This window comes from Pseudomonas sp. CFSAN084952 (assembly GCF_009648855.1).
Taxonomy (GTDB): Bacteria; Pseudomonadota; Gammaproteobacteria; order Pseudomonadales; family Pseudomonadaceae; genus Aquipseudomonas; species Aquipseudomonas paracarnis.
Genome location: NZ_CP045767.1, coordinates 5,270,055 through 5,291,580 on the forward strand (window position 1 = coordinate 5,270,055; position 21,526 = coordinate 5,291,580).

Genomic DNA, 21,526 nt, shown 5'->3' on the forward strand with positions numbered 1-21,526 from the left:
GCCATGGGCCTGCATTTGAATCAAGGCGACGACGAACTCGTCGAGAACCACGAAATCAACGTCACGCCGTTTATCGACGTGATGCTGGTGCTGCTGATCATCTTCATGGTGGCGGCACCGCTGGCGACCGTGGACATCAAAGTGGACCTGCCCGCGTCCAGCGCCAAGCCGGCGCCGCGGCCAGAGAAACCGATATTCCTCAGCGTCAAGGCGGACCAACGCCTGTTCCTGGGCGAAGAAGAGGTCAAGGCTGAAACCCTGGGGCCGGTGCTGGATGCCAAGACCCAAGGCAAGAAAGACACGACGATCTTCTTCCAGGCCGACAAAGGCGTGGACTATGGCGACCTGATGAGCGTGATGGATGCCCTGCGGGCAGCCGGCTACCTCAAGGTAGGCCTGGTCGGACTTGAGACGGCAGCCAAGAAATGATCACGACGCGCCACAAACTGACGCGTTATGGCACCAGCCTCGCCGTCGTGCTGGGCGTGCATGCCGTCGCGATCATCATCGCGCTCCAATGGTCCGCGCCGCAGGCGATCCAGCTGCCACCTGCCGCCATGGTCATCGACCTGGCGCCGCTGCCAGCGCCACCGCCGCCTCCAGCACCGCCCAAGGTCGTTGCGCCGCCGCCACCACCGGTCGAAGAGCTGCCCCTGCCGAAGCTGGCCGAGGCGCCCAAGCCAACGATCCAGGTGCCCAAGCCGGTCAAGCCCAAGCCTAAGCCACAACCGCCAAAGCCGGTGGAGAAGAAGCCCGAGCCGCCCAAGGAGAAACCTTCCGAGGAGCCACCGAGCGAAACGCCGCCGAGCAACGCACCTGCGCAGAAGTCCGCCCAGCCTACACCGGGCCCGTCGGCACAGCAGCTGGCCGCCCAGGCATCCTGGCAAAGCACGTTGCTGGCGCACCTGCAGAAGTACAAGAAGTACCCGCCCGGCGCCCAACGCAGTGGCAAGGAAGGTATGAACCGCTTGCGCTTCGTGGTCGATGGCGAAGGCAATGTGCTGTCCTACGAACTGGAAGGCCGCTCCGGCAACGCCGACCTGGACCGTGCAACGCTTGAGATGATCCGCAAGGCTCAGCCGCTACCCAAGCCACCGGCAGACCTGTTGAAAAACGGCAGCGTCGAACTGGTCGCGCCGTTCGTCTACAACATCGACAAGCGTCGCCGCTGACAGAGCACTGTGGGAGGGACTGGTGCCCTCCCACATTCGCTTTATTACCTCAGCAAAATTCCGACACTCCCCACTCAATCCCCAGCAAAGTTCTGATAACGTGCGTCTATCGATTGCAGCCGGTATGCTTGGCCCGCAACCTCATGGACGCCCGCTATGACTCTCACAGAATTACGCTACATCGTGACCCTCGCCCAAGAACAGCACTTCGGCCATGCAGCCGAGCGTTGCCACGTCAGCCAGCCGACGCTGTCGGTGGGTGTGAAAAAGCTTGAAGACGAACTCGGTGTGCTGATTTTCGAGCGCAGCAAGAGCGCCGTTCGCCTCACCCCGGTGGGCGAAGGCATCGTTGCCCAGGCGCAGAAGGTCCTGGAACAGGCGCAAAGCATTCGCGAATTGGCCCAGGCCGGCAAGAACCAGCTGACCGCGCCGCTCAAGGTCGGCGCGATCTATACGGTCGGCCCCTACCTGTTCCCGCACCTGATCCCGCAACTGCATCGCGTCGCGCCGCAGATGCCGCTGTATATCGAAGAAAACTTCACCCACGTGCTGCGCGACAAACTGCGCAACGGCGAGCTGGACGCGATCATCATCGCCCTGCCCTTCAACGAAGCGGACGTGCTGACCCTGCCGCTCTACGACGAGCCGTTCTATGTGCTGATGCCAGCCTCTCACCCGTGGACCAAGAAGGACACCATCGACGCCGGCCTGCTCAACGACAAGAGCCTGCTGCTGCTCGGTGAAGGCCACTGCTTCCGTGACCAGGTGCTGGAAGCCTGCCCGACCCTGACCAAGGGCAACGACGGCGCCAAGCACACCACGGTGGAATCCAGCTCCCTGGAAACCATTCGCCATATGGTCGCTTCCGGCCTGGGCATTTCGATCCTGCCGCTGTCTGCGGTAGACAGCCATCACTACGCCCAGGGCGTGATCGAAGTTCGCCCACTCACGCCGCCGGTGCCTTTCCGTACCGTGGCGATTGCCTGGCGCGCCAGCTTCCCGCGCCCCAAAGCGATTGAGATCCTCGCGGACTCGATCCGTCTGTGTTCGGTGGCCAAGCCGCCCGTTGCGAGCTAAGCCACGGTATGACTGAGCTGTCGCAGGTGTCGGTGACGGCACTCAAGGGTGTCGGTGAGGCCATGGCCGAGAAGCTGGCCAAGGTCGGCCTGGAGAACCTTCAGGACGTGCTGTTCCACCTGCCCCTGCGCTACCAGGACCGCACCCGCGTGGTGCCCATCGGCCATTTGCGCCCTGGGCAAGACGCGGTGATCGAAGGCACCGTCAGTGGCGCCGACGTGGTGATGGGCAAGCGCCGCAGCCTGGTGGTGCGCCTGCAGGACGGCACTGGCGGCTTGAGCTTGCGCTTCTACCACTTCAGCAACGCGCAGAAGGAAGGGCTCAAGCGTGGCACCCGCGTGCGCTGCTATGGCGAGGCACGCCCAGGCGCATCGGGCCTGGAAATCTACCACCCGGAATACCGCGCCATTACCGGCGATGAGCCGCCGCCGGTGGACACCACGCTCACGCCGATCTACCCGCTGACCGAGGGCCTGACCCAGCAACGCCTGCGCCAGTTGTGCATGCAGACCCTGACCATGCTCGGCCCGCAAAGCCTGCCCGATTGGCTGCCCCTGGAGCTGGCCCGCGACTATCAGCTGGCGCCCCTGGCCGATGCGATCCGGTATTTGCATCACCCGCCCGCCGATGCCGATGTGGACGAACTCGCCCTCGGTCATCACTGGGCCCAGCATCGCCTGGCCTTTGAAGAACTGCTCACGCACCAGCTGTCCCAGCAACGCCTGCGCGAAAGCATGCGTTCCCTGCGCGCCCCGGCGATGCCCAAGGCCACGCGGCTGCCTGCGCAATACCTGGCCAACCTCGGCTTTGCGCCGACCGGCGCGCAACAGCGCGTGGGCAATGAAATCGCCTACGACCTCAGCCAGCAAGAACCGATGCTGCGGTTGATCCAGGGTGACGTAGGCGCCGGCAAGACCGTGGTCGCTGCCCTCGCCGCCCTGCAAGCCCTGGAAGCTGGCTATCAAGTGGCGCTGATGGCACCGACGGAAATCCTCGCCGAACAACACTTCATCACCTTCAAGCGCTGGCTCGAACCGCTGGGCCTGGAGGTGGCGTGGCTGGCTGGCAAGCTCAAAGGCAAAAACCGCGTGGCCGCCCTGGAGCAGATCGCCGCCGGCGCACCGATGGTGGTGGGCACCCATGCGCTGTTCCAGGACGAAGTACAGTTCAAGAACCTTGCGCTAGTGATCATCGACGAACAGCACCGATTTGGCGTGCAACAGCGCCTGGCCCTGCGCCAGAAAGGCGTGGGCGGGCGCATGAACCCGCACCAGTTGATCATGACCGCCACGCCGATCCCACGCACCCTGGCCATGAGCGCCTACGCCGACCTCGACACCTCGATCCTCGACGAACTGCCGCCAGGGCGTACGCCGGTCAACACCGTGCTGGTCACCGACACCCGACGTGTCGAAGTGATCGAGCGCGTGCGCGGTGCCTGCGCCGAAGGCCGCCAGGCGTACTGGGTGTGTACCCTGATCGAGGAGTCCGAAGAACTGACCTGCCAGGCCGCCGAAACCACTTATGAAGACCTCACCAGTGCCTTGGGTGAGCTCAAGGTGGGGTTGATCCATGGCCGTATGAAACCGGCGGAAAAAGCCGCGGTAATGGCCGAGTTCAAGGCCGGCAACCTGCAATTGCTGGTGGCTACCACCGTGATTGAAGTGGGCGTGGACGTCCCCAACGCCAGCCTGATGATCATCGAAAACCCCGAACGCCTGGGCCTGGCGCAGCTGCACCAGCTACGCGGGCGGGTTGGCCGGGGCAGTGCCGCCAGCCACTGCGTGCTGCTCTATCACCCGCCACTGTCGCAGATCGGTCGCCAGCGACTGGGCATCATGCGCGAAACCAACGACGGTTTTGTTATCGCCGAAAAAGACCTCGAACTGCGCGGCCCCGGTGAAATGCTCGGCACGCGCCAGACCGGCCTGCTGCAATTCAAGGTCGCCGACCTGATGCGCGATGCCGACCTGCTGCCCGCCGTGCGCGATGCTGCGCAAGCATTGCTCGAACGTTGGCCCGATCACGTCAGCCCCTTGCTCAACCGCTGGCTGCGGCACGGCCAGCAATACGGCCAAGTGTGACGCCTGACGCACTTATCCGACCAACACCCGTATCAAGCTGGTTATACTCCAATGAATGTAAGAAATTGGATCAGGCCATGTCAGAAGTTGCCCTCGCCACAGCCCCACTGACCGCCCCGCCGGTCATTCGGGCGCTGCTCGCAAAGCTCGCCATCCCCTACACGGAAGTCATCGAACAGCCTGGCCTGAACCCTGCACAAAAGGTCCAGGCGGTGTTGCTTGAAGATGCGGTTGGCGCGCTCATGGTGCTGTTCCCCCAAAGCCAGTTGCTGGACCTCAACCGCCTCGCCGAACTCACCGGTCGCCGCCTCACGGCCGTCGCCCCCGAGCGTGTCGAGCGCATGCTGGGCAAGCATGACCTGAGCCTGCTGCCGGGTTTGCCGCCCCTGACCAGTTCGCCATGCCTGTACGAAGGCCGCTTGCTCAATGAGCCGAGCCTGCTGGTGCATTCGGGCGAAGCCGGGCTGTTGCTGGAAATCCCCAGCGACGCCTTCAAGAGCCTGCTCACCAAGGCCAGCGCCGCGCAGTTCGGGGAACCCTTGAGCAACATCCGCCCGAATCTCGACCGCCCCAATGATGACCGTGAGGAAATCACCCAGGCGATGCAAGCCTTCACCGCGCGTCGTATTCAGCAGCGCCTGGAAGCGACCATCGAGATTCCACCGCTGGCCGACACCGCGCAGAAGATCATCAAGCTGCGCGTCGATCCCAATGCCACCATCGACGACATCACCGGCGTGGTGGAAACCGACCCGGCCCTCGCCGCCCAGGTCGTAAGCTGGGCCGCGTCGCCCTACTACGCTTCGCCGGGCAAGATCCGCTCAGTCGAAGACGCCATCGTGCGCGTGCTGGGCTTTGATCTTGTGATCAACCTGGCGCTGGGCCTGGCCCTGGGCAAAACCCTGAGCCTGCCCAAGGACCGCCCGCACCTGTCCACGCCGTACTGGCACCAGTCGATCTACACCGCCGCCGTGATTGAAGGCCTGACCCGTGCCATGCCCCGCGCCCAGCGCCCGGAAGCCGGCCTGACCTACCTGGCAGGTTTGCTGCACAACTTCGGCTATCTGCTGCTGGCCCACGTGTTTCCGCCCCACTTCTCGCTGATCTGCCGGCACCTGGAGGTCAACCCGCACCTGTGCCACAGCTACGTCGAGCAACACTTGCTGGGCATCAGCCGCGAACAGATCGGCGCCTGGCTGATGCGCTATTGGGACATGCCGGACGAATTGTGCACCGCCCTGCGCTTCCAGCACGACCCGACGTACGACGGGCAATACGCCGAGTATCCGAACCTGGTGTGCCTGGCGGTGCGCCTGTTGCGCAGCCGGGGGATTGGCTCCGGGCCGGATGAATCCATTCCGGACGCACTGCTTGAGCGCCTGGGCTTGAGCCGCGAGAAGGCCGAGGACGTGGTGGGTAAAGTGCTGGATGCCGAAGTGCTGTTGCGCGAATTGGCTTCGCAGTTCAGCCAGGGGTAAATCTGGCGCCTGTTACACCACTATCGCAGGCAAGCCAGCTCCCACAGTGACCGCGTTCCAACGTTGAAATACGGTCAACTGTGGGAGCTGGCTTGCCTGCGATGAATTCAACTCGGTCTACCTGACCGCCTACTTCTTTTTCTTCGGCTTCAAATACTTGGTCAGCCCCTGGAACCAGATCACCAGTGCCGGGTTGCCCTTGATCTGGATCGACTTGTCCTGAATCCCCGTCATGAACGCCAGTTGCTTGTTCTTCGCCTGCATCGTGGCGAAGCCGTAGGCGGCATCCTTGAAGGCAATGGCGAAGGCCGGCGCCGGGTGGACACCTGCGCGGCTGGTGATGCGCTGGTCTTTGACGATGAAGTGACGGGCAACCTTGCCGTCGAGGGTCTGCAGCTGGAAGGCCAGGTCTTTGTCACCCAGTTGCTGCTGGAAGGCGGGGTTGGTGCGGCTGGCTTTGCCCATCATCAGGCCCAGCACCCACAGGAGAAGACGAAATTTCATGCACACGGCCTCGGTGTATTTATTGGAGTGGCCGCAGCAGTGTAACGATTTGCAAAAAGAACGCCACCGATCTCGCGCTTTAGGCGCAGATCGGTTGGCGTTTAACGCTTATAGCAACAAGTACTTAAACGTTAGGACATGGCACTGGCGCCCAATCGGCCAGGTTTGGATTGCGGCAGGTTGCTTCGATCTGGGTCTTGCCCGCACTGGCGACCTGCTTGCTTTCAGCTTGCTTGGCCTGCACGGTCTGGATGCTACGTTCGGTGGTTACCGCTTCTTTCGGCACTGTCGGCAGCACCGGCTTCTTGGCTGGCTTGACGGCTTTCTTGCCCTTGGCCGGAGCGACCACTGGCGTGGTATCGGCGGTGGCCACGGTCACCACATCGCTGCGCTGTACGCCGACCTGTTGCAGGTCTTTCTCGTACGCCTGGGTGTAGTTGTTCAGGTCTTCGCTGGCCTTGCCGTTGACCGTCACGATCAGGTCATTGGATTCCTTCAGACCCGCGACGATTTCCGCCAGGCGCTTGCGGCCTTCGGTGTCGTTGACGGTCTTGGCCTTGCGATCAGCCACCAGCTTGGTGAATGCGCTCTGGTAGCACTGCTGCGAGGCCTTGGCATAGGCGGTGCTGCGGTCGATGTCCGAGGCGCTTTTGTTGAAGTCGGTGGAGTAGGACGCGATGCGCTGGTTGTCATCGGTGATCTGTTTCTGGCGCTCGGTGTAGTAACCCGCCGCACCGCCAGCCAGGGCGCCGCCTGCGGCACCGATCGCGGCATTGCGGCCACGGCTGTCCTTGTCGCCGGTCAGCGCGCCCAGCAGGGCACCGCCGGCCGCGCCGATCGCGGCACCGGTGACGACCGACTTGGTCATGTCCGAATCGGTGGCGCGCAGGTGCTGCACCGGCTCGTAGCAGTTGGGGTAGTACTCGACCTTGGTGCTCGACGCCACCTTGGACGCAGGCGACGTAGCGCAACCAGTCAACACGGTACTGAAACCAGCTGCGATCAGCAGCAGGTGACGCTTGGAAACCGCCTTACGGGAAAAAAGCATAGATGTGATCTCTGTTAAGTTTGACTTGCCCAGCACGGCCCACCGCCGCCTGAGTCCCTTCCAAGCTCGCTAGACAGCCAACGATCAAGACCGCTGACCGCTCGCTGCGAGCAATTCCTTCAAGATCGTTGCCGGGTCGGCCCGCTGTTGCTTGCGGTAGTTGCCGACATGGCGAACGAACAGTGTCGCGCGCGTCACCAGGCTCTTGCCGAGCACTGGCTTGCGATCCAACTCTTCCTTGATCCGTTGAAACTGCGCCTGGATCACCGCATCGGTGTAGCGCGTGCCGGTGGCCAGGTTGTCGATGTAAATCGCCACCGCGCCGTCCAACGCGCTGCGTCCATTGGTAATGGCCATGTCAAACAGCTGCGCGCTGGCCTCGTCCTTGCTGTCCACCGCCTGCTGGCGACTCTTGTGCAGGTTGGCCAGGCGGATGTTGTAGTTGCTGATGGTCTCGGCCACCAACGCCGCCGACTGGATCAAATTGCCCGCGGCTTCTTCGCGTTGCTGGGCGATCAGCGACACGTTGCGCTTGAGCTCTTCGTTGACCAGGCCCAGCTCGGCTTGAAGCTTGGGATCGACACTGGCGGCGATGATGCTGTCCAGGCGCTTGGTCGGGTCCTGGGCGTCGTCGATGGCATCGGTCAGCGCGGCCAGGCGGCCTTCCTTCTGCCATTGGGCAAACAATTCCTTGTAGCGCGAGCGCGGCGCCGACAACGCGCCAATCGCCACGCGAAAGCCGGTGGTCTCGTTGCTTTGCTCGGTGCCATCAGCGGCAAACAACGGGTATTCGCGGCGCATGCCGGTGAACAACGTGCCCTCGCCTTCCAGGTAGTTGCCGCCCTTGACCACAAAGCCGCCGTAGGTGCCCTGGCGGCGGCCAGCGTGTACCAGCTGGAAGGATTCCTGGACCATTTCCGCGGCGTTGCCGATCACGTCGAACATGCCAATGGGGTTGGGCAACTTGGTACCGATGGGCATCAACCGCGCCGCCTGGCCGGTGCCGCCGGCCACTTGGTTGAACACCGCGTAATCGGCCAGCGGACCATCGCTTTCACTGCCCTCGGCGCGCCGTGGATACAGACGGCCTTCGAGGTCCTGGCGGCTCACCGCCTGGCCGCCGCGTGCGGCGTACTCCCACTCCACTTCGGTGGGCAGGCGCACAAAACCCAGGCCGCCGTCTTCGGCCGACGCACCGCGCCCGCTTACCGGCAGCAGTTCGCGGTGGTATTTCATCAGCCAGGCGCTGTACACCGCCGAGAAACGCTCGGCTTCAAAGCGCGACAGTTTCACCTTGGGCAAACGCCCGGCCATGCCGCTGGGCGCCTCACATGCGGGAGCCGGTTCTCCGCTGGCCAGGGATTGCGCCTGGGCCATCACCTGGGCGTACTGGCGAGCAGTCACTTCGTATTTGCCGATAAAGTACAGCATGGGCTTGAGCGGGGTCTTGGCGTCGGTCTTCGGCATCTGCGGCGCGATGACCTTGCTCCAGTCCTTGGGCAAGTCCTTGAGGGTGAACTGGCCGTTGATGAAGTCGCGCCGGTAGCCGGAAATAAACGACTGCTGATAACCCGCCTCGCCTTCGGCAAAGGGGTAGCCCAGGTTGATTTCACGGTCATCCAGGGTGCCCTGGGCCAGAATGTAGGCGTAGCGGAATACCATGTTACCTTCGCAGGGCAGCGGCAGGCTCACGTCGTCCGGCAACGGCTTGGGGTTGTCGAGCTTGTCACTTGCCTCATCGGCCCAGGCCAGCGAGGCCAGGCTCAGCGCCACGCAGGCGCCCAGTAATTTATACATCTCTGATTCCTTCAGAAGCCTGGATACGTGCCACCCGCCAACCACCACAGGCGGCCGCCACGGCACTGACACCGAGCACCGCCACCAGGGCCAGGCCATAATGGCGCGCCAACAGGTGGCTGGCGTACTCGCCCGGCACCTGCACAAAAAGCTTGTTCAACGCCGCCTCAGCCAGGCCATACAGCCCAACGCTGAGCACAGCGGCAAAACCCGCGCTGTATAGCGCTTGCAGCAGCACAAACAGCAACAAGGCGGCGGTGGAAAACCCCAGCAGGCGCAACACCGAGAGTTCACGGTGCTTACGCGCTACCGCCGCCAGGGTGCCCGCGAAAATAGCCGCAAACGCCCCGGCCAGCGCCAACCCGGCGATGATCCAGAACACAATCGACAGGTTGCGGCTCAACGATTGCACTTGAGCGATGGTGTGCGCCTGGGTTGAAACCAACAGGTTCTGCCCGGCGAAATACACCCGCAACGGTTCCACATCACTGAGGCTGCGCGCGTACAGGCGAAACGCCGGGTAGATACGCTGTTCGCTCACGCTCGCCGCTTCACCGGCCCAACCCAACGCCGGCACCGCACGGCCATCGCGATAATCTTCCGCTGCCTCCAACAACGCCAGATCGGCAAACAGGCCCTCGCGAACGAAGGCCTCCAGCGGCAACACCGCCAGCACCTGCAACCGCGTGCGCTGGGCCTCGACGCGCCCCGCCACTTGCCGCGCAAAGCTGGTTTCCAGCCAGTCACCGGGCCTTGCCGCGAGCTTTTCGGCGGCGGTATGGCTGAGCACGATCTGGTCCAGGCCGTGGGGCATCGGCAAGCCTGCCAACAACGGGTCGCCTGCGGCAGTCGGCAGCATTTCCAGGGTCAGGGTGCCCACCTGCGCCGTGGCGGCAATTTGCCGTGTGCGCGGCACAGCAAACGCCACCTCGCTGCGCTCACCCAGTTGCGCGATAAACGCCGCGCTGAATCGACCACCGCCCAATGGGATGATTTCACGGCTGGCGGGGTCGGTCTCCAAGCGTTCGGTCAAACTGCTAACCAGTCCAAATTTCAGCCCGAATAACACCAGCAATGGCGCGATAACCGCCACCAATGCCAACACCGCACAGGCCGACAACCACCCATCGTTGCGGTAGTCCTGCCACGCAAGCGAAGCAACCAGGCCGATGCGCATCAGCACGCCTCCCCGAGGGTTGCGGTGATACCGCCGTCTGGATCGCGCTGGCAACTGATACGCCGCACCTGCAAGCCACTGGCGCGGGCCAGCGGTTCATCATGGGTGGCGATCACACAGGCCGTACGGTGTTCGCGGGCCTGGGCCAGCAGCGCCTGCATCACGCGTTCGGCGTTGAGCGGGTCCAGGGACGCCGTCGGCTCATCAGCCAGCACCAGTTGCGGCCCATGGGCCAGGGCCCGTGCACAGCTGACCCGCTGGCGTTGGCCCACCGACAACGCCGCCGGGCGCTTGGCCAACTGATCGCTGATCTGCAACTGCTCAGCCAGGCGCGCCACGCGGCCGTCGTCCTGCAAGCCCAGCAGTTGGCGCGACAGCGCGATATTGCCGCGCACGTCCAGAAACCCCAGCAACCCCCCGGTCTGCGGCACATAGCCCAAGTGCTGGCTGCGTAACGCGGCCAGCGCCGATTGCCGGTCGGCACGCCACAGCGCGCCGACGTCGTGTTGGTTGAATGCAAACTGCCCCACCTGATCCGGCGCCAACACCAGCGCCAGCAGGTCGAGCAAGGTGCTCTTGCCGCAACCACTGGGGCCGACAATTGCCAGTTGTTCACCCGCGCCCAGCTGCAACGCAGGGATCACCAGGCTGTAGCGCTGGCTACCGACGCCCCGGCTCTTGTGCACCGCGCTCAGGTTCAACATTACGGCAGCGTCGACAGCGGCACGCGATACAACGCATCGCCCGGTTCGGCGTCGCCGAAACGGACCCAGTTGGCCACGTCGTTATGGAAGGTTTCATACAGACGGATTTTCGAATCCAGCTCGTCGATAAAGTCTTCCTGCTCGGCCACGCTCAATGACAACCACAGGTCCTGGGTCATGTTCAGCGACTTGCTGCGGTACGGCAGGCCCTCCAGGTATTCACCGAGCAGGCCACCGTCAGCCAGGTTGCCGCCCTTGCGCAGGGCCTGCGGGTCGCGGCTCATATAGGCCGAGGCGCTGGCGATTTCCTGGAAGAAATCCTTGGGCGAGCTTTGGGTCTTGCGCGCCGCATCCACGATCAACTTCAACGATTGTTGCAGGTCGTTGAGTTGCAGCTTGGTCAACATCACGCACACCTGGAACGCTGGCAGCGCCGGGTTGGTCAGGTCACGATCAGCGGTCCAGGCGCTGACCAATTGCGGTGCCTGGCTCGCGGTCTTGCGCCCGAGAAAGTCCATGTGCATGGCATAGCCGACGGCGGCGGACTTGTCCGCCAGGCTCGGCGCGGCACTGAGCAACGGCACGGGCTGCGGCGTGTTGCTGCGCACCTGATGCACCAGGTTGGCGAACACCGTGCCGATCTCATCGACGCGCTCACCCAGCTTGCGCACATCGCCCCCTGGCACCGGCGTGTACAGGTCGCCGATCTGCGGGTTGGCGTCGGCGGTGAGGACGCGATACTGGCTCTCGGCGCCGGCATGGGTTTTCTTGCCGGCATCGGTGCGCAGGTGCAGCGCGTAGATCTTGATCTGCTTGCCCAGCGCCGCCTGGCGCACTTCCGCTTCGTTCATCTGGGTGGCGGCGAACGGGTCGTTCTTGCGCAGCGCGCCGGCATCGGAGACCAGCAGGATGATGCGCCCGCCGTAGCCGGACCAATCCATGCCGTCCACTGCCTGCATCACCCCGGCAAACGCATCTTCGTTGAACGAGTGGCTGGACACCGTCGACGCTTTGACCTGGCGCGCCATATCCAGAAAGCGCTGCGGGTCGCGGCCTTGGTCGAGGCTGATCAGGGTCTTGGCGACATACTCAAGGCCCGGCGTTTTCTGGATGCTGCTGCGAAAGCCGACCATGCCGAAGCTGACGCTGTCCAACTCGCCACGCTCAGCAATGCGGGTTTGCAGCTCGTGCACCACGTCGCGAATCTGGTCGATGTAGGGCTGCATCGACACGGTGGTGTCCACCACCAGCACCACCGCCGTGCGGAACGCGTCGGCATTGGCGCTGAGCGTCGGGCTGGCGGGTCTGGCAGCGGCGCGGCTGCCTGGGTCGATGGAGGCCACGTTGAGCAACTGCACCGGCTGGCCGTTGTCGTCGAAGCTCTCCTTGGAATCGAAGATCGGCAACAGGTAGAACTGGTTCTGCGGCACCGCGCTGGCGGTGGGTTCCAGGGCCAGGACTTGCTGGTTGTCTTCACGGTTGTTCTGCGCCTTGGCCAAGGCGCTTTTCGCTGCGGCAGGGTCGGCCAGCAGTTTTTCCACCTCACCGGGCTGGCGCAGGAACATCACGGGAGCCCGGCCGGAGCGCTCGGTGAACTTGAGCACCAGGCTTTGTTTCCAGTCGCTGACCTGGGAGGCTGGCAGCCAACCGTCGCTGCGACCATCAGTGGCCGCGCCGACGCGTACCCACTGGCTGCCATCGACCTCTTTGCGCTGGTACACGTAGAGCACGGAAAACGCCGGCAGCGCTTTACCCGGCGTACTCCCGGCGTCCGCTGAAAGCTGGGCGCCGGGTTTGCTGAGTACACGCTGGAACAAGGTTTTCTTGCCTGCCATCAGCAACGGGCGCTGACCGCCATCCACTTCAGCGACAGCCACGGGCGGCGTCACCTTGGGCACCACGGCGGCTGGCGGCTTGGCCGGTTCATCGCCGCCGCTCAACCACCAGTAGCTGGCGCCACCAATGGCCAACGCGACGGCGACTGCCACGGCGGCCAAAGCCAATACCGGCCCACGGCGCTGCTCGGACGGGGCATTGTGCTGCGTCGGCGTCACCACCGGCTGACGCACTATTGGCTGCGGCTGCGGTTTATCCGTCGGAATGTCGATGGTGACAGGGGTCATACCCGCCAGATCAAAGCTCAATGGAATCGGCAGCGGCCGCACCAGCGTGGCATCCGATTCATCAGCCGGCAGTTGATCCAGCGCCAACAACAACGCTGCCGCATCCGGATAACGTTCCGCCGGGTCCTTGGCCAACAACTTGCGCAGCACGCCCTGATAGCGCCCATGGTGCACAGGCAATTCCGGCAACGGTTCGGTCAGGTGCGCCAGCGCCGTGGAAAGCGCATCGGTGCCGTTATAAGGCAGCTTGCCGACGAGGATTTCATACAGCACCACGCCCAGCGCGTAGAGGTCGGCGCGGCCATCGATCTCCTGGCCCCGCGCCTGCTCCGGGCTCATGTAGCTCGGCGTGCCCACGGCAAACCCGGCCTGGGTGAACTGGGTGCGATCGTCCAGCGACTTGGCAATCCCGAAGTCCGACAACACTGCCGTGCCATCGGCGCGAAACAGAATGTTCGCCGGCTTGACGTCGCGGTGCACCAGCCCTTGGGCATGGGCATAGCCCAGGGCCGAGGCAATCTGGCGGATCAGCGTCACGCCCTGCTCCGGGGTCAGCCCAGCAGCGATGCGCTCCTTGAGCGTGCCGTTGGGCAGGTATTCCATGGCCATGTAATACAGCTCACCGACGTTGCCGATGTCATGGATGGTCACCGTGTGCGGGTGCGACAAGCGCGCCAGGGTCTTGCCCTCGCGCAGGAAGCGTTCGCAGAAACTCGGGTCGGCCGCCAGCGCCGCCGCCATCACCTTCAACGCCACCTTGCGCTCCAACGAGCGCTGGGTCGCCAGGTACACGCTGGCCATGGCGCCTTCGCCAATCTCGCCTTCGATGTCATAACCTGGGATGACGATGTTCATGACGAGACCTTCACGACGAGGGTGGTGATGTTGTCCGGTGCGCCGCGATTTAGGCCCAAGTGCACCAGGCTGCGCACGATTTCATCCGGTGCGTCATGGCTGAGCACCTCGCGGATTTCGTGGTCTTCGACGGTTTTGTTGAGGCCATCGCTGCACAGCAAATAGCTGTCGCCGGGAGCGATCAACAGGTCCACCGAGGCGACGTCCAACTGGGCCTCAACGCCAATGGCGCGGGTGACGATATTGGAGCGCGGGTGGGTGCGGGCGTCGGCTTCGCTGAGCAGGCCGCTGTCTTGCAGGTCTTGCACGTAGCTGTGGTCGCGGGAAATGCTTTCCAGCACGCCGTCGCGCAAGCGGTACAGGCGGCTGTCGCCGGCCCACAGGCACACCCCGCGCAAGCCGCGCGCGGCAAACACCACCACGGTGCTGCCCATCATGGTCACGCCACGGTTGGCGGTTTCTTCGCGCACGGCCGCGTTGATGCGCAGCAGGTCATTGCGCAGCGCCGCCGAGTATTCATCCAGAGAGCGGCCCAGCGGCACATGGCGCAGGCTGTCGACGATCAAGCTGCTGACATAGTCGCCCGCCGCGTGCCCGCCCATGCCATCGGCCACCACCCACAGGCGGTTTTCCGGCAGATCCAGAAAGGCATCTTCGTTGACTTGGCGAACCATGCCCACATGGCTTTTGCTCGCGGATTCGTACGTCACGCCCATCTACACCACACCTTCTTGTCCGAGCAAAAACTGCGCAAAATCGCTGGCGGCAGGCAGGCCCTGGCACCGTAATAAACCGGGGGAGATACGCTGCGAGCCTCGCCCCCACCACAGGCTTGCGCCCTCGCACGCCTGTTCGGCCAGTGCGGTCATACGCTGGTGCGGCACGGTGGCTGCCACCCTTTGCAGGCCGGCGAAACGGCTGTCCACCGCCCGCGGCTCGCTGGCCGGCACACCCAACTCGTCGAGCCCGGCGTTGAAGCTTTCGAAGGTCGCGCCGCTGTCGAGGGTGCTGAGCAACAAGGTTTCAGCCTGCTCGAACCAGGCGTCCGAACCGCCCACCAGCGACGCCGGGTTGGTGTCGTGATCCAGCAAGGTCACCACCGCCAGCGGAAAGTAACGCCCGACCCGGTCAATGCTCGGCATCACCACGCCCGCCGCCGCGTCCGGCCCGCACACGCCCGGGGCCAGCACAAAGCGCCACAACGGGCTGACCAGGTACGCATTCAGCCAGTCAGCGCCGAGGCTGTTCTGGCTGGCGAGCAAACCCGCAGCCAGCCAGCTGTCCCACGGGCCGATAAAGCTCTGCGGCAAGGCGCGGCTGACAAAGTCGCCGCGGCTGGCCAACTTGCCGTAGAAACCCAGGGCCGTCATAGCCGCTCCGGCAGGCTGAAGCCACTGAGCACGCGGCTCTTGAACGGGTTGAAGGCACTGTTGGCGCGCAACTCGTAGGCGATGCTCGCGCCATCGACTCGCAGGCGCAGGTTGAAACGATCCGGCGAGTTGCCTGCGGTGAGGTCTGATTGCTCCAGCAGACGGAACCAGGCCCACGGGCCGTCCAGAGTGATGCCGGAGCGACCACTGGCCGACGGGGGCATGATGGAAATACGCACCACGCCAATGCTGCCCGGGTTCGGCCATTGCATCGCCACCGGCCGGCTCGGGCCGTGGTCGTAGCTCAATTGCTGGCCGTCCAGGTCAAGCAGAAACTGAGTGATGGTAGGGTCCATCGACACCGGCTTGAGTTCGAAACGCACGATGGGTTGGGTGCCACCGGAGCGGAAGAACGCGTCCCGAATCGACGCCGCACGCTGGAAGGTTTGCAGCACGCCAGGAGCAATCCCCAGCTTCTGCGCCGCCCCAGGTTGCCAGCGCCAGGTCTGTGCCGATGTGTCCACATAGGGCTGCAGGTATTTGCGGAAGTAGTTGTCCATCACCCCGCCCACGCCGAAGAACTGGCCGAAGTCATCCAGGGTGGCGTCCCGCGCACTGCCCGGCGACATCGGGTAACGCCCGGCCAACGACTGGCGATACACGTTGACCACCTCACTGACCCAGGCCGCGTTCAGCTGGTTACGCACCCCGCCCATCATGCTGTTGGTGGTGGAATTGACCACCGACTTGACCATGCCCTGCACCAGCGGCGGCTGACGCTCGGCGTTCAGGCTGACCCGCGTGGCCGCAGCCGCCGCCTGGTTCTTGGCCTCACCGAGCAAGGCATCGCCGCTGGCACCGACCATGGCACTGACCTGCACATACAGTGCATTCATGTCCGACAGCAGGCCGTCGATGGCCGCCGGTTCACCTTCGTTTTTGCTGACGATGCTGTTGAGTTCGGCAAAGTGCGCGGTCACGGGATCATCCGCCGGTGCCGGTGCATTCGCCGTCGGTTGCGCCTCGCCCAGCAAACTGCCGAGGCGTTCCTTGAGCTTGTCCACGCCGCCTTCCACCGGCACGCCTTTGGCGGCCAGTTGGCGTTCTTCGGCTTGCAGGTCGGTTTCCCTGGCAACCGCCACCAGCAGCTTTTTCAGCGGCGAGGTGGGACCGGAAATCACCCGCAGCACATCGGCGGCCTGGGCCACGCTGGTGATCGGCACAAAGTCGATGTCGGCGAGCAACGCGTCCCACTGGCGCTGGTAATCCTGGAAGTACAAGCGGCGCACGTCGGCGGCCAGGCTCACCACGTTCTGCTGGTCGGCCTGTTCATGGCCCAGCACCCATTGCTCTTCGGCCAGGGTGCCGGTCTGGTTCAAGCTGCTGAGCAAGAACGCCTGGCGATAGCCTTTGGCGGTAAAGAAACCACTCAACGGCTCACCCAACGGCTTGCCGCTCTTGCGGCTGAACACTAGCGCGGCATCGCGACCGGCGGCTTCGTTGAGTCGAAAGTCCGGGATACCTTCGGGCAGTTTCTGGCGCTTGACGCGGTCGTACACGCGCTGGGCTACCGGCAATTGCTGCAACTGCCGACGCAAATCGTCGATTAGCCGTGGGTCCAAGCGTGCGCTCGGCGGGTGGCGTTCGAACAGCGCCTGCAAGTGCCCGGCCAGGGCCTGACGCTGGTCGGCCGGCAGGTCGCGGGGCAGGTTGCGGTCCCAGTCCAGAGCGATCCAGGCCTTGATGAAGTCCGGGTCGTAATGCTCGGTGTCGGCGAGCATCAGGTAAGCCTTGAGGCCCTCGTAGAGAAAGTCCGAGTTACCGCCGCCGTGCAGTTGCTCTTCGATACGCGTCACCAGGCGTGGCGCGAACACGGCGATCAACAGTTTGCGGTACACGCTGGCGGACTCGGCTTCGAGCATATCGCCCTGGTACAGCCCCAGCCCTTCGGACCAGCTCGGCGAATCCCCCGCCAGGTTCTTCACCGCATTGAGCAACGGCAGCACGGCGAGCACTTCCCGCTGTGCCGGGCTCAGGTTCTGTACGGTCTGGCCCAGGGGCGCGACCTTCTGATCGACCTGGGCGATATATGCCTGGTTGGCGCGATAGCTCACCCACCACAGGCCGCTGACCACCACCACCAGCGCGACGGTGGCCGCCAGTACGCCACGGGCGATCCACTTGCGGCGCCGCTCGACTTTCGGGTTCACCCCCACCAGGCCGCGCTCGGCAAAGGCCACGGCGGTGAACAGTTTTTCGATGAAGTAACTGCGCCCGGTGCCGCTCTGGCGCGCCAGGTGCTGGCGGTCCAGGTTCATGCTCTGGGCCATGGCACCGATCAGGCGGTCAATCGGGCTGCCTTCCTGGGTGCCGCTGGTGAAGTACACGCCACGCAGCAACACGCGCTCTTCAAAGGCGTTGGGTTTGAACACGCCTTCGAGGAAGCTTTGCAGGCAATCTTTCAACGCGCCGAACTGCTGCGGGAAGCCGTAGATCAGGTCGCGTCGTGCCGGGTCGCGTTCCTGTTGCAAGCGCTCGACCAGGCGTTCGTTGAGGCGCTGCTCCAGGCCGGCGAATTCGCTTTGCAGGTGCGCCAGCGGGCTGTCGCTGTTTTTGCCGTCGTCCAGGGCAAAGGTCATGCCCCACACCTGGGCGCGCTCTTCCTTGCTCAGGTTGTCGAAGAACTCCATGAAGCCCGGCACCAGGTCGAGCTTGGTGAGCATCAGGTAGATGGGGAAACGCACGCCCAGTTGCGTATACAGCTCCTGGATGCGCAGGCGAATCGCGGCAGCATGGGCTGCGCGCTCGGCGTCGGTGCCCAGCAGCAGATCCGAGAGGCTGATGGCGATAAAGGCACCGTCGATAGGCCGGCGCGCACGCTGCTTTTTCAGCAAGTCGAGAAAGCCCAGCCAGGCGGCTTTGTCCACCGTGGAGTTGCTGTCCTGGGTGGTATAGCGGCCAGCGGTGTCGAGCAATACGGCCTGGTCGGTAAACCACCAGTCGCAGTTGCGCGTCCCCCCCACGCCCCGCACCGCACCGGCGCCCAATTGCGCCGCCAGTGGGAAATGCAGCCCGGAATTGACCAGCGCGGTCGTCTTGCCCGAGCCCGGCGGGCCGATGATCACATACCACGGCAACTCGTAGAGGTTGCGGCGCTCATCGCCGCCCAGCTTGGCCTTTTTCAGCAGTGCCAGGGCTTCGTCCATGCGCTGGCGCAGCGTGGACAGCTCTTCGGCGGTCGCAACGCTGTTGGGGTCGACCGGGGTTTCTGCGGCCAGGCTGCGCATCACTTCGGCGGCCTGGCGACGGGCCTGGATGATGCGGAACACGCGGTAGGCCACCCACAGCGCAAACACCAGCACGATCAGCGCCCAACGGCGCCCTTCGGGCACCAGCACGTCCAGCAGCGGGCCAACAAACCAGATGATCAGGCTCAGGGCAATCAGGCCCAGCACGGGGATCACCCAGCGAATCATGAAACTGAAAAACGCCATCACTCGACGCCCTCCGCCAATACGGTGATTTCAACCCGACGATTGCGGGCACGGCCTTCGGCAGTACTGTTGGTGGCCAACGGCTCGGTGTCGCTGCGGCCTTCGGCGCTGAAGCGTTCGGCCTGGCCGGTCTTGGCCGCGAGAATCGCCAGCACCGACTTGGCCCGGGCTTCGGACAACGCCCAGTTGGACGGGAAACGCAACGTGGCAATCGGGCGGTTGTCGCTGTGCCCGGTGACACGCACCTGGCCCTTGACCTTGCGAATGGCGTCAGCGATGCGCAGCATCAGCGGCTGGTAGTCATCGACGATGCTGGAGCTGGCCGAGGCGAACAGCTCATCGCCACGAATGGTCACGACAGAGCGGTCGACCTTGTCTTCCACCGCCACGCGGCCGGCCTTGATGTCGTCGGCCAGGAACCCGGCCAGGCGCGGGCGCTCAATCACTTTGGGCTGCGCCACCGGACGGTCGATGGCCTGCACCGGGATCTCGCCCAGGGCATGAATATTCTTGAACACCGGCTCGGCGTCCGAGGCCAGCTTCAGGCGCAGGCCGAACAGCAACGCCAACAGCAGCGCCAAGCCAATCGCCACGGCAATCCATGGCGGCATGAATTGCGCCAGGCGATCACGGGCCACGGTTACACCGCGCCAGTGCGGCGACAGCTCACGCTCGTGCTCGCCACGGGCGCTGCGTATCGCTGCGGCGGTGCGTTCACGCAAGGCTTCCAACTGGCTGCGCCCGTCGGTCATCACGCGGTAACGCCCTTCAAAACCCAGGCACATGCACAGGTACAACAGCTCCAGCAGGTACAGGCGTTCCCGTGGGCTTTGCAGACAGTGGTCAAGCAACTGGAAAACCTTTTCGCCACCCCAGGCTTCGTTGTGCACGGTGATCAGCAGGCTCTGCTTACCCCAGTCACTGGTGCTGCCCCACGGCGTGCTCAGCACCGCTTCATCCAAGGCAGTGCACAGCGCGTAACGGGCCAACAGCACTTCATTGCGTGCCACACCGGCGGCTTCGGCGCGTTCTTCGAACTGGCGCAGGTACGCCAGCAACTGCGCACGCAGGCTGGCCGGCGCGGGATGGGCGATGGTGTTGCGCAACCGCGTCAACAACGCCAGCAATGGGCCGGCGGCACTTTCCAGCGGGTTGAGGCCCTGGCTCTTGCCGGTGAGGATCGGCGCAGCCGGCATCGACAGCGGCGCAGGTTCGGCACGCGCGGGTGCAGGTTCTCGGCCACCCGGGCGCGGCATGAACTGGGTGCGGTCATCATCATTGGGATGCATCGCCAATTATCCTCGGATCGCCCAGAAGGCCAGGTTCAAGCCCGGGAACTGCCCGGCGATATGGAAGGCGAAACCGCCGGAATTATTCAGCTGCTGCCAGTGCTCGCTGCCACGGTCCAGCTCGTAGTAGGTGCTGCCAGCGTGGTAAGGCAACTGGCGTGGCGCCACCGGCAACGGCAGCAGGCCGATGCCCGGAAGTTGCAGGTTGACCATGTCGCGGATGTGCTCCACCGAGCCGACCTTGCTCTGCTGGCCGAAACGCGCACGCAGGGTTTCGCCGGGCACATCGGCGCGTACCACGAGGATGAAACTGGCGTTGTCGAGCAGGGTCTTGTCGGCCAACATCGCCACATGGATGCCGTAGGCTTTCTCCACAATGGGGATCGGCGTGGCCTTGCTGTCGATGAGCATCGACAGCGCTTCACGCAGGGCCGCCATCACCGGCATGAAGCTCAGGGCCAGGTCGTCGTGCTGGTACTGCGGGTATTCCTGGGGGCGACGGCTGGAGGTTGAGAAGGTGGAAAACTCACCGGCCAGGCTGACCAGTTCGCTGAAGAAGCGCTCCGGGTGCAACGGGCTCAACTGGCTGAAGTGCTGGATCAGCGGCTGGGCGCGGTTGACCAGTTGCAACAGCATGAAGTCGGCGATCTCAGAGGCACCCCCGGCACCCGAGGCCACCACGCGGCCGGCCAGGGCTTCGCCACGCTGGTGCAACAGGCCCAGCAGTTCGCTGCGAAAGGCCGTCAGCGGCTTGCTTGCGGCCACGTCCAGCACGGGCGGGACGTAAGTGTCATCGAGCACCAACGCACGGTCGGCACGCTTTTCCTTGATGCGTACCAGGCCGATGGCGGCGTAGTCGCTGATGCCGTCCTGCGCCGTCAGCAGGCGCAATGCCCGCGACCCCACCGCCACCGGTGCACGGTTTTCGAACGGGGCGTTGTCGTCGCGCACTTCACGCACCTGGCTCACGTAGCGCGCCGCTTCCAGGGCTTCACCCTCGTCCACCGTGTCACGGGCGCCGGCGCGCTTGAGCGGCAGGGCCAGGTACACCAGGCCGTCGCGCAGGTTGTCGTCGATGTTCAACGGGCTCGGCGCCAGGTCGTCCTGGGGAATATTGAACGGCGTGCCATCGGGCAGCAGGCCGCGGGCCGACACAATCGCCAGCTTGCCCTGGGCCAGCAGGCCCTGGTCGATCAGCAGTTCGGAGAACCCCCAGGCACCCGCTGACAACGGACGGCTGCGGGCATCGATCAGGTTTTCCAGGTAACGGTCATGCTGCTGGAAGTGCTGCGTTCCGATGAACATGCCTTCCGACCAGACCACGCGATTGTTCCAGGACATGGGGGCTCCGATT

Annotated in this window: 16 protein-coding genes; 5 read left to right on the forward strand and 11 right to left on the reverse strand. The window is 64.2% G+C overall.

All coding sequences use genetic code 11. The features are described 5' to 3' along the window. The first annotated feature begins 3 nt into the window (after positions 1-3). The 5 genes from exbD to GH769_RS24150 all read left to right on the forward strand — a co-directional run bounded on the left by exbD (position 4) and on the right by GH769_RS24150 (position 5,811). Positions 4-429 carry a TonB system transport protein ExbD gene (gene exbD / locus GH769_RS24130; protein WP_003195519.1) on the forward strand — a complete coding sequence of 142 codons (426 nt, stop codon included), beginning with the start codon at positions 4-6 and terminating at the stop codon, positions 427-429. Next, positions 426-1,172, forward strand: a complete 747-nt coding sequence (locus GH769_RS24135) for an energy transducer TonB (RefSeq protein WP_003195521.1) — start codon at positions 426-428, stop codon at positions 1,170-1,172. Before exbD ends, GH769_RS24135 begins: the two co-directional genes overlap by 4 nt. 156 nt (positions 1,173-1,328) lie before the next feature. Further along, on the forward strand, positions 1,329-2,249 hold the full coding sequence (locus GH769_RS24140) for a hydrogen peroxide-inducible genes activator (RefSeq protein WP_003195523.1): 921 nt from the start codon (positions 1,329-1,331) through the stop codon (positions 2,247-2,249). Positions 2,250-2,257: 8 nt separating this feature from the next. Next, positions 2,258-4,333, forward strand: coding sequence for an ATP-dependent DNA helicase RecG (recG, locus tag GH769_RS24145; RefSeq protein ID WP_003195525.1), 2,076 nt, complete (start codon positions 2,258-2,260; stop codon positions 4,331-4,333). Positions 4,334-4,410: 77 nt separating this feature from the next. Continuing rightward, the gene (locus tag GH769_RS24150) at positions 4,411-5,811 is read left to right on the forward strand and encodes an aminoacyl-tRNA deacylase and HDOD domain-containing protein (protein ID WP_014720489.1); all 1,401 of its coding nucleotides are present in this window, start codon (positions 4,411-4,413) and stop codon (positions 5,809-5,811) included. A 129-nt stretch (positions 5,812-5,940) separates the two neighbouring features. Here GH769_RS24150 and GH769_RS24155 read toward each other — a convergent pair whose 3' ends face one another. The 11 genes from GH769_RS24155 to tssK form a co-directional block, all read right to left on the reverse strand. Beyond that, positions 5,941-6,315, reverse strand: coding sequence for a hypothetical protein (locus tag GH769_RS24155; protein ID WP_032901891.1), 375 nt, complete (start codon positions 6,313-6,315; stop codon positions 5,941-5,943). Positions 6,316-6,439: 124 nt separating this feature from the next. Beyond that, the gene (gene tagQ / locus GH769_RS24160; RefSeq protein WP_003195532.1) at positions 6,440-7,363 is read right to left on the reverse strand and encodes a type VI secretion system-associated lipoprotein TagQ; all 924 of its coding nucleotides are present in this window, start codon (positions 7,361-7,363) and stop codon (positions 6,440-6,442) included. Positions 7,364-7,447: 84 nt separating this feature from the next. Then, positions 7,448-9,160: an SUMF1/EgtB/PvdO family nonheme iron enzyme gene (locus tag GH769_RS24165; protein ID WP_014720490.1), complete on the reverse strand. Its 1,713-nt coding sequence runs from the start codon at positions 9,158-9,160 to the stop codon at positions 7,448-7,450. Then, positions 9,153-10,337, reverse strand: coding sequence for an FtsX-like permease family protein (locus GH769_RS24170; RefSeq protein ID WP_020302846.1), 1,185 nt, complete (start codon positions 10,335-10,337; stop codon positions 9,153-9,155). The genes GH769_RS24165 and GH769_RS24170 overlap by 8 nt, the downstream gene beginning before the upstream one ends. Then, complete coding sequence (locus GH769_RS24175; RefSeq protein ID WP_014720492.1) at positions 10,337-11,041, reverse strand: ABC transporter ATP-binding protein; 705 nt, start codon at positions 11,039-11,041, stop codon at positions 10,337-10,339. The genes GH769_RS24170 and GH769_RS24175 overlap by 1 nt, the downstream gene beginning before the upstream one ends. Further along, positions 11,041-14,019: a serine/threonine-protein kinase gene (locus GH769_RS24180; RefSeq protein ID WP_019818124.1), complete on the reverse strand. Its 2,979-nt coding sequence runs from the start codon at positions 14,017-14,019 to the stop codon at positions 11,041-11,043. Before GH769_RS24180 ends, GH769_RS24175 begins: the two co-directional genes overlap by 1 nt. After that, entirely contained in the window at positions 14,016-14,735 is a 720-nt protein-coding gene (locus GH769_RS24185) for a PP2C family serine/threonine-protein phosphatase (RefSeq protein WP_003195541.1), read from the reverse strand. Before GH769_RS24185 ends, GH769_RS24180 begins: the two co-directional genes overlap by 4 nt. After that, positions 14,736-15,389, reverse strand: a complete 654-nt coding sequence (tagF, locus tag GH769_RS24190) for a type VI secretion system-associated protein TagF (protein WP_014720494.1) — start codon at positions 15,387-15,389, stop codon at positions 14,736-14,738. Then, entirely contained in the window at positions 15,386-18,886 is a 3,501-nt protein-coding gene (gene tssM, locus GH769_RS24195; RefSeq protein WP_032901890.1) for a type VI secretion system membrane subunit TssM, read from the reverse strand. Before tssM ends, tagF begins: the two co-directional genes overlap by 4 nt. Next, positions 18,883-20,172, reverse strand: coding sequence for a DotU family type VI secretion system protein (locus GH769_RS24200; protein ID WP_014720496.1), 1,290 nt, complete (start codon positions 20,170-20,172; stop codon positions 18,883-18,885). The genes tssM and GH769_RS24200 overlap by 4 nt, the downstream gene beginning before the upstream one ends. Positions 20,173-20,178: 6 nt before the next feature. Beyond that, positions 20,179-21,513 carry a type VI secretion system baseplate subunit TssK gene (tssK, locus tag GH769_RS24205; protein ID WP_032901889.1) on the reverse strand — a complete coding sequence of 445 codons (1,335 nt, stop codon included), beginning with the start codon at positions 21,511-21,513 and terminating at the stop codon, positions 20,179-20,181. Between the last annotated feature and the right edge of the window lie 13 nt (positions 21,514-21,526).

Bases quoted from the DNA above. Each gene is read 5' to 3' on its own strand.
- exbD (WP_003195519.1), top strand. From the start codon at position 4: ATGGGCCTGCATTTGAATCAAGGCGACGACGAACTCGTCGAGAACCAC.
- GH769_RS24135 (WP_003195521.1), top strand. From the start codon at position 426: ATGATCACGACGCGCCACAAACTGACGCGTTATGGCACCAGCCTCGCC.
- GH769_RS24140 (WP_003195523.1), top strand. From the start codon at position 1,329: ATGACTCTCACAGAATTACGCTACATCGTGACCCTCGCCCAAGAACAG.
- recG (WP_003195525.1), top strand. From the start codon at position 2,258: ATGACTGAGCTGTCGCAGGTGTCGGTGACGGCACTCAAGGGTGTCGGT.
- GH769_RS24150 (WP_014720489.1), top strand. From the start codon at position 4,411: ATGTCAGAAGTTGCCCTCGCCACAGCCCCACTGACCGCCCCGCCGGTC.
- GH769_RS24155 (WP_032901891.1), bottom strand. From the start codon at position 6,315: ATGAAATTTCGTCTTCTCCTGTGGGTGCTGGGCCTGATGATGGGCAAA.
- tagQ (WP_003195532.1), bottom strand. From the start codon at position 7,363: ATGCTTTTTTCCCGTAAGGCGGTTTCCAAGCGTCACCTGCTGCTGATC.
- GH769_RS24165 (WP_014720490.1), bottom strand. From the start codon at position 9,160: ATGTATAAATTACTGGGCGCCTGCGTGGCGCTGAGCCTGGCCTCGCTG.
- GH769_RS24170 (WP_020302846.1), bottom strand. From the start codon at position 10,337: ATGCGCATCGGCCTGGTTGCTTCGCTTGCGTGGCAGGACTACCGCAAC.
- GH769_RS24175 (WP_014720492.1), bottom strand. From the start codon at position 11,041: ATGTTGAACCTGAGCGCGGTGCACAAGAGCCGGGGCGTCGGTAGCCAG.
- GH769_RS24180 (WP_019818124.1), bottom strand. From the start codon at position 14,019: ATGAACATCGTCATCCCAGGTTATGACATCGAAGGCGAGATTGGCGAA.
- GH769_RS24185 (WP_003195541.1), bottom strand. From the start codon at position 14,735: ATGGGCGTGACGTACGAATCCGCGAGCAAAAGCCATGTGGGCATGGTT.
- tagF (WP_014720494.1), bottom strand. From the start codon at position 15,389: ATGACGGCCCTGGGTTTCTACGGCAAGTTGGCCAGCCGCGGCGACTTT.
- GH769_RS24200 (WP_014720496.1), bottom strand. From the start codon at position 20,172: ATGCATCCCAATGATGATGACCGCACCCAGTTCATGCCGCGCCCGGGT.
- tssK (WP_032901889.1), bottom strand. From the start codon at position 21,513: ATGTCCTGGAACAATCGCGTGGTCTGGTCGGAAGGCATGTTCATCGGA.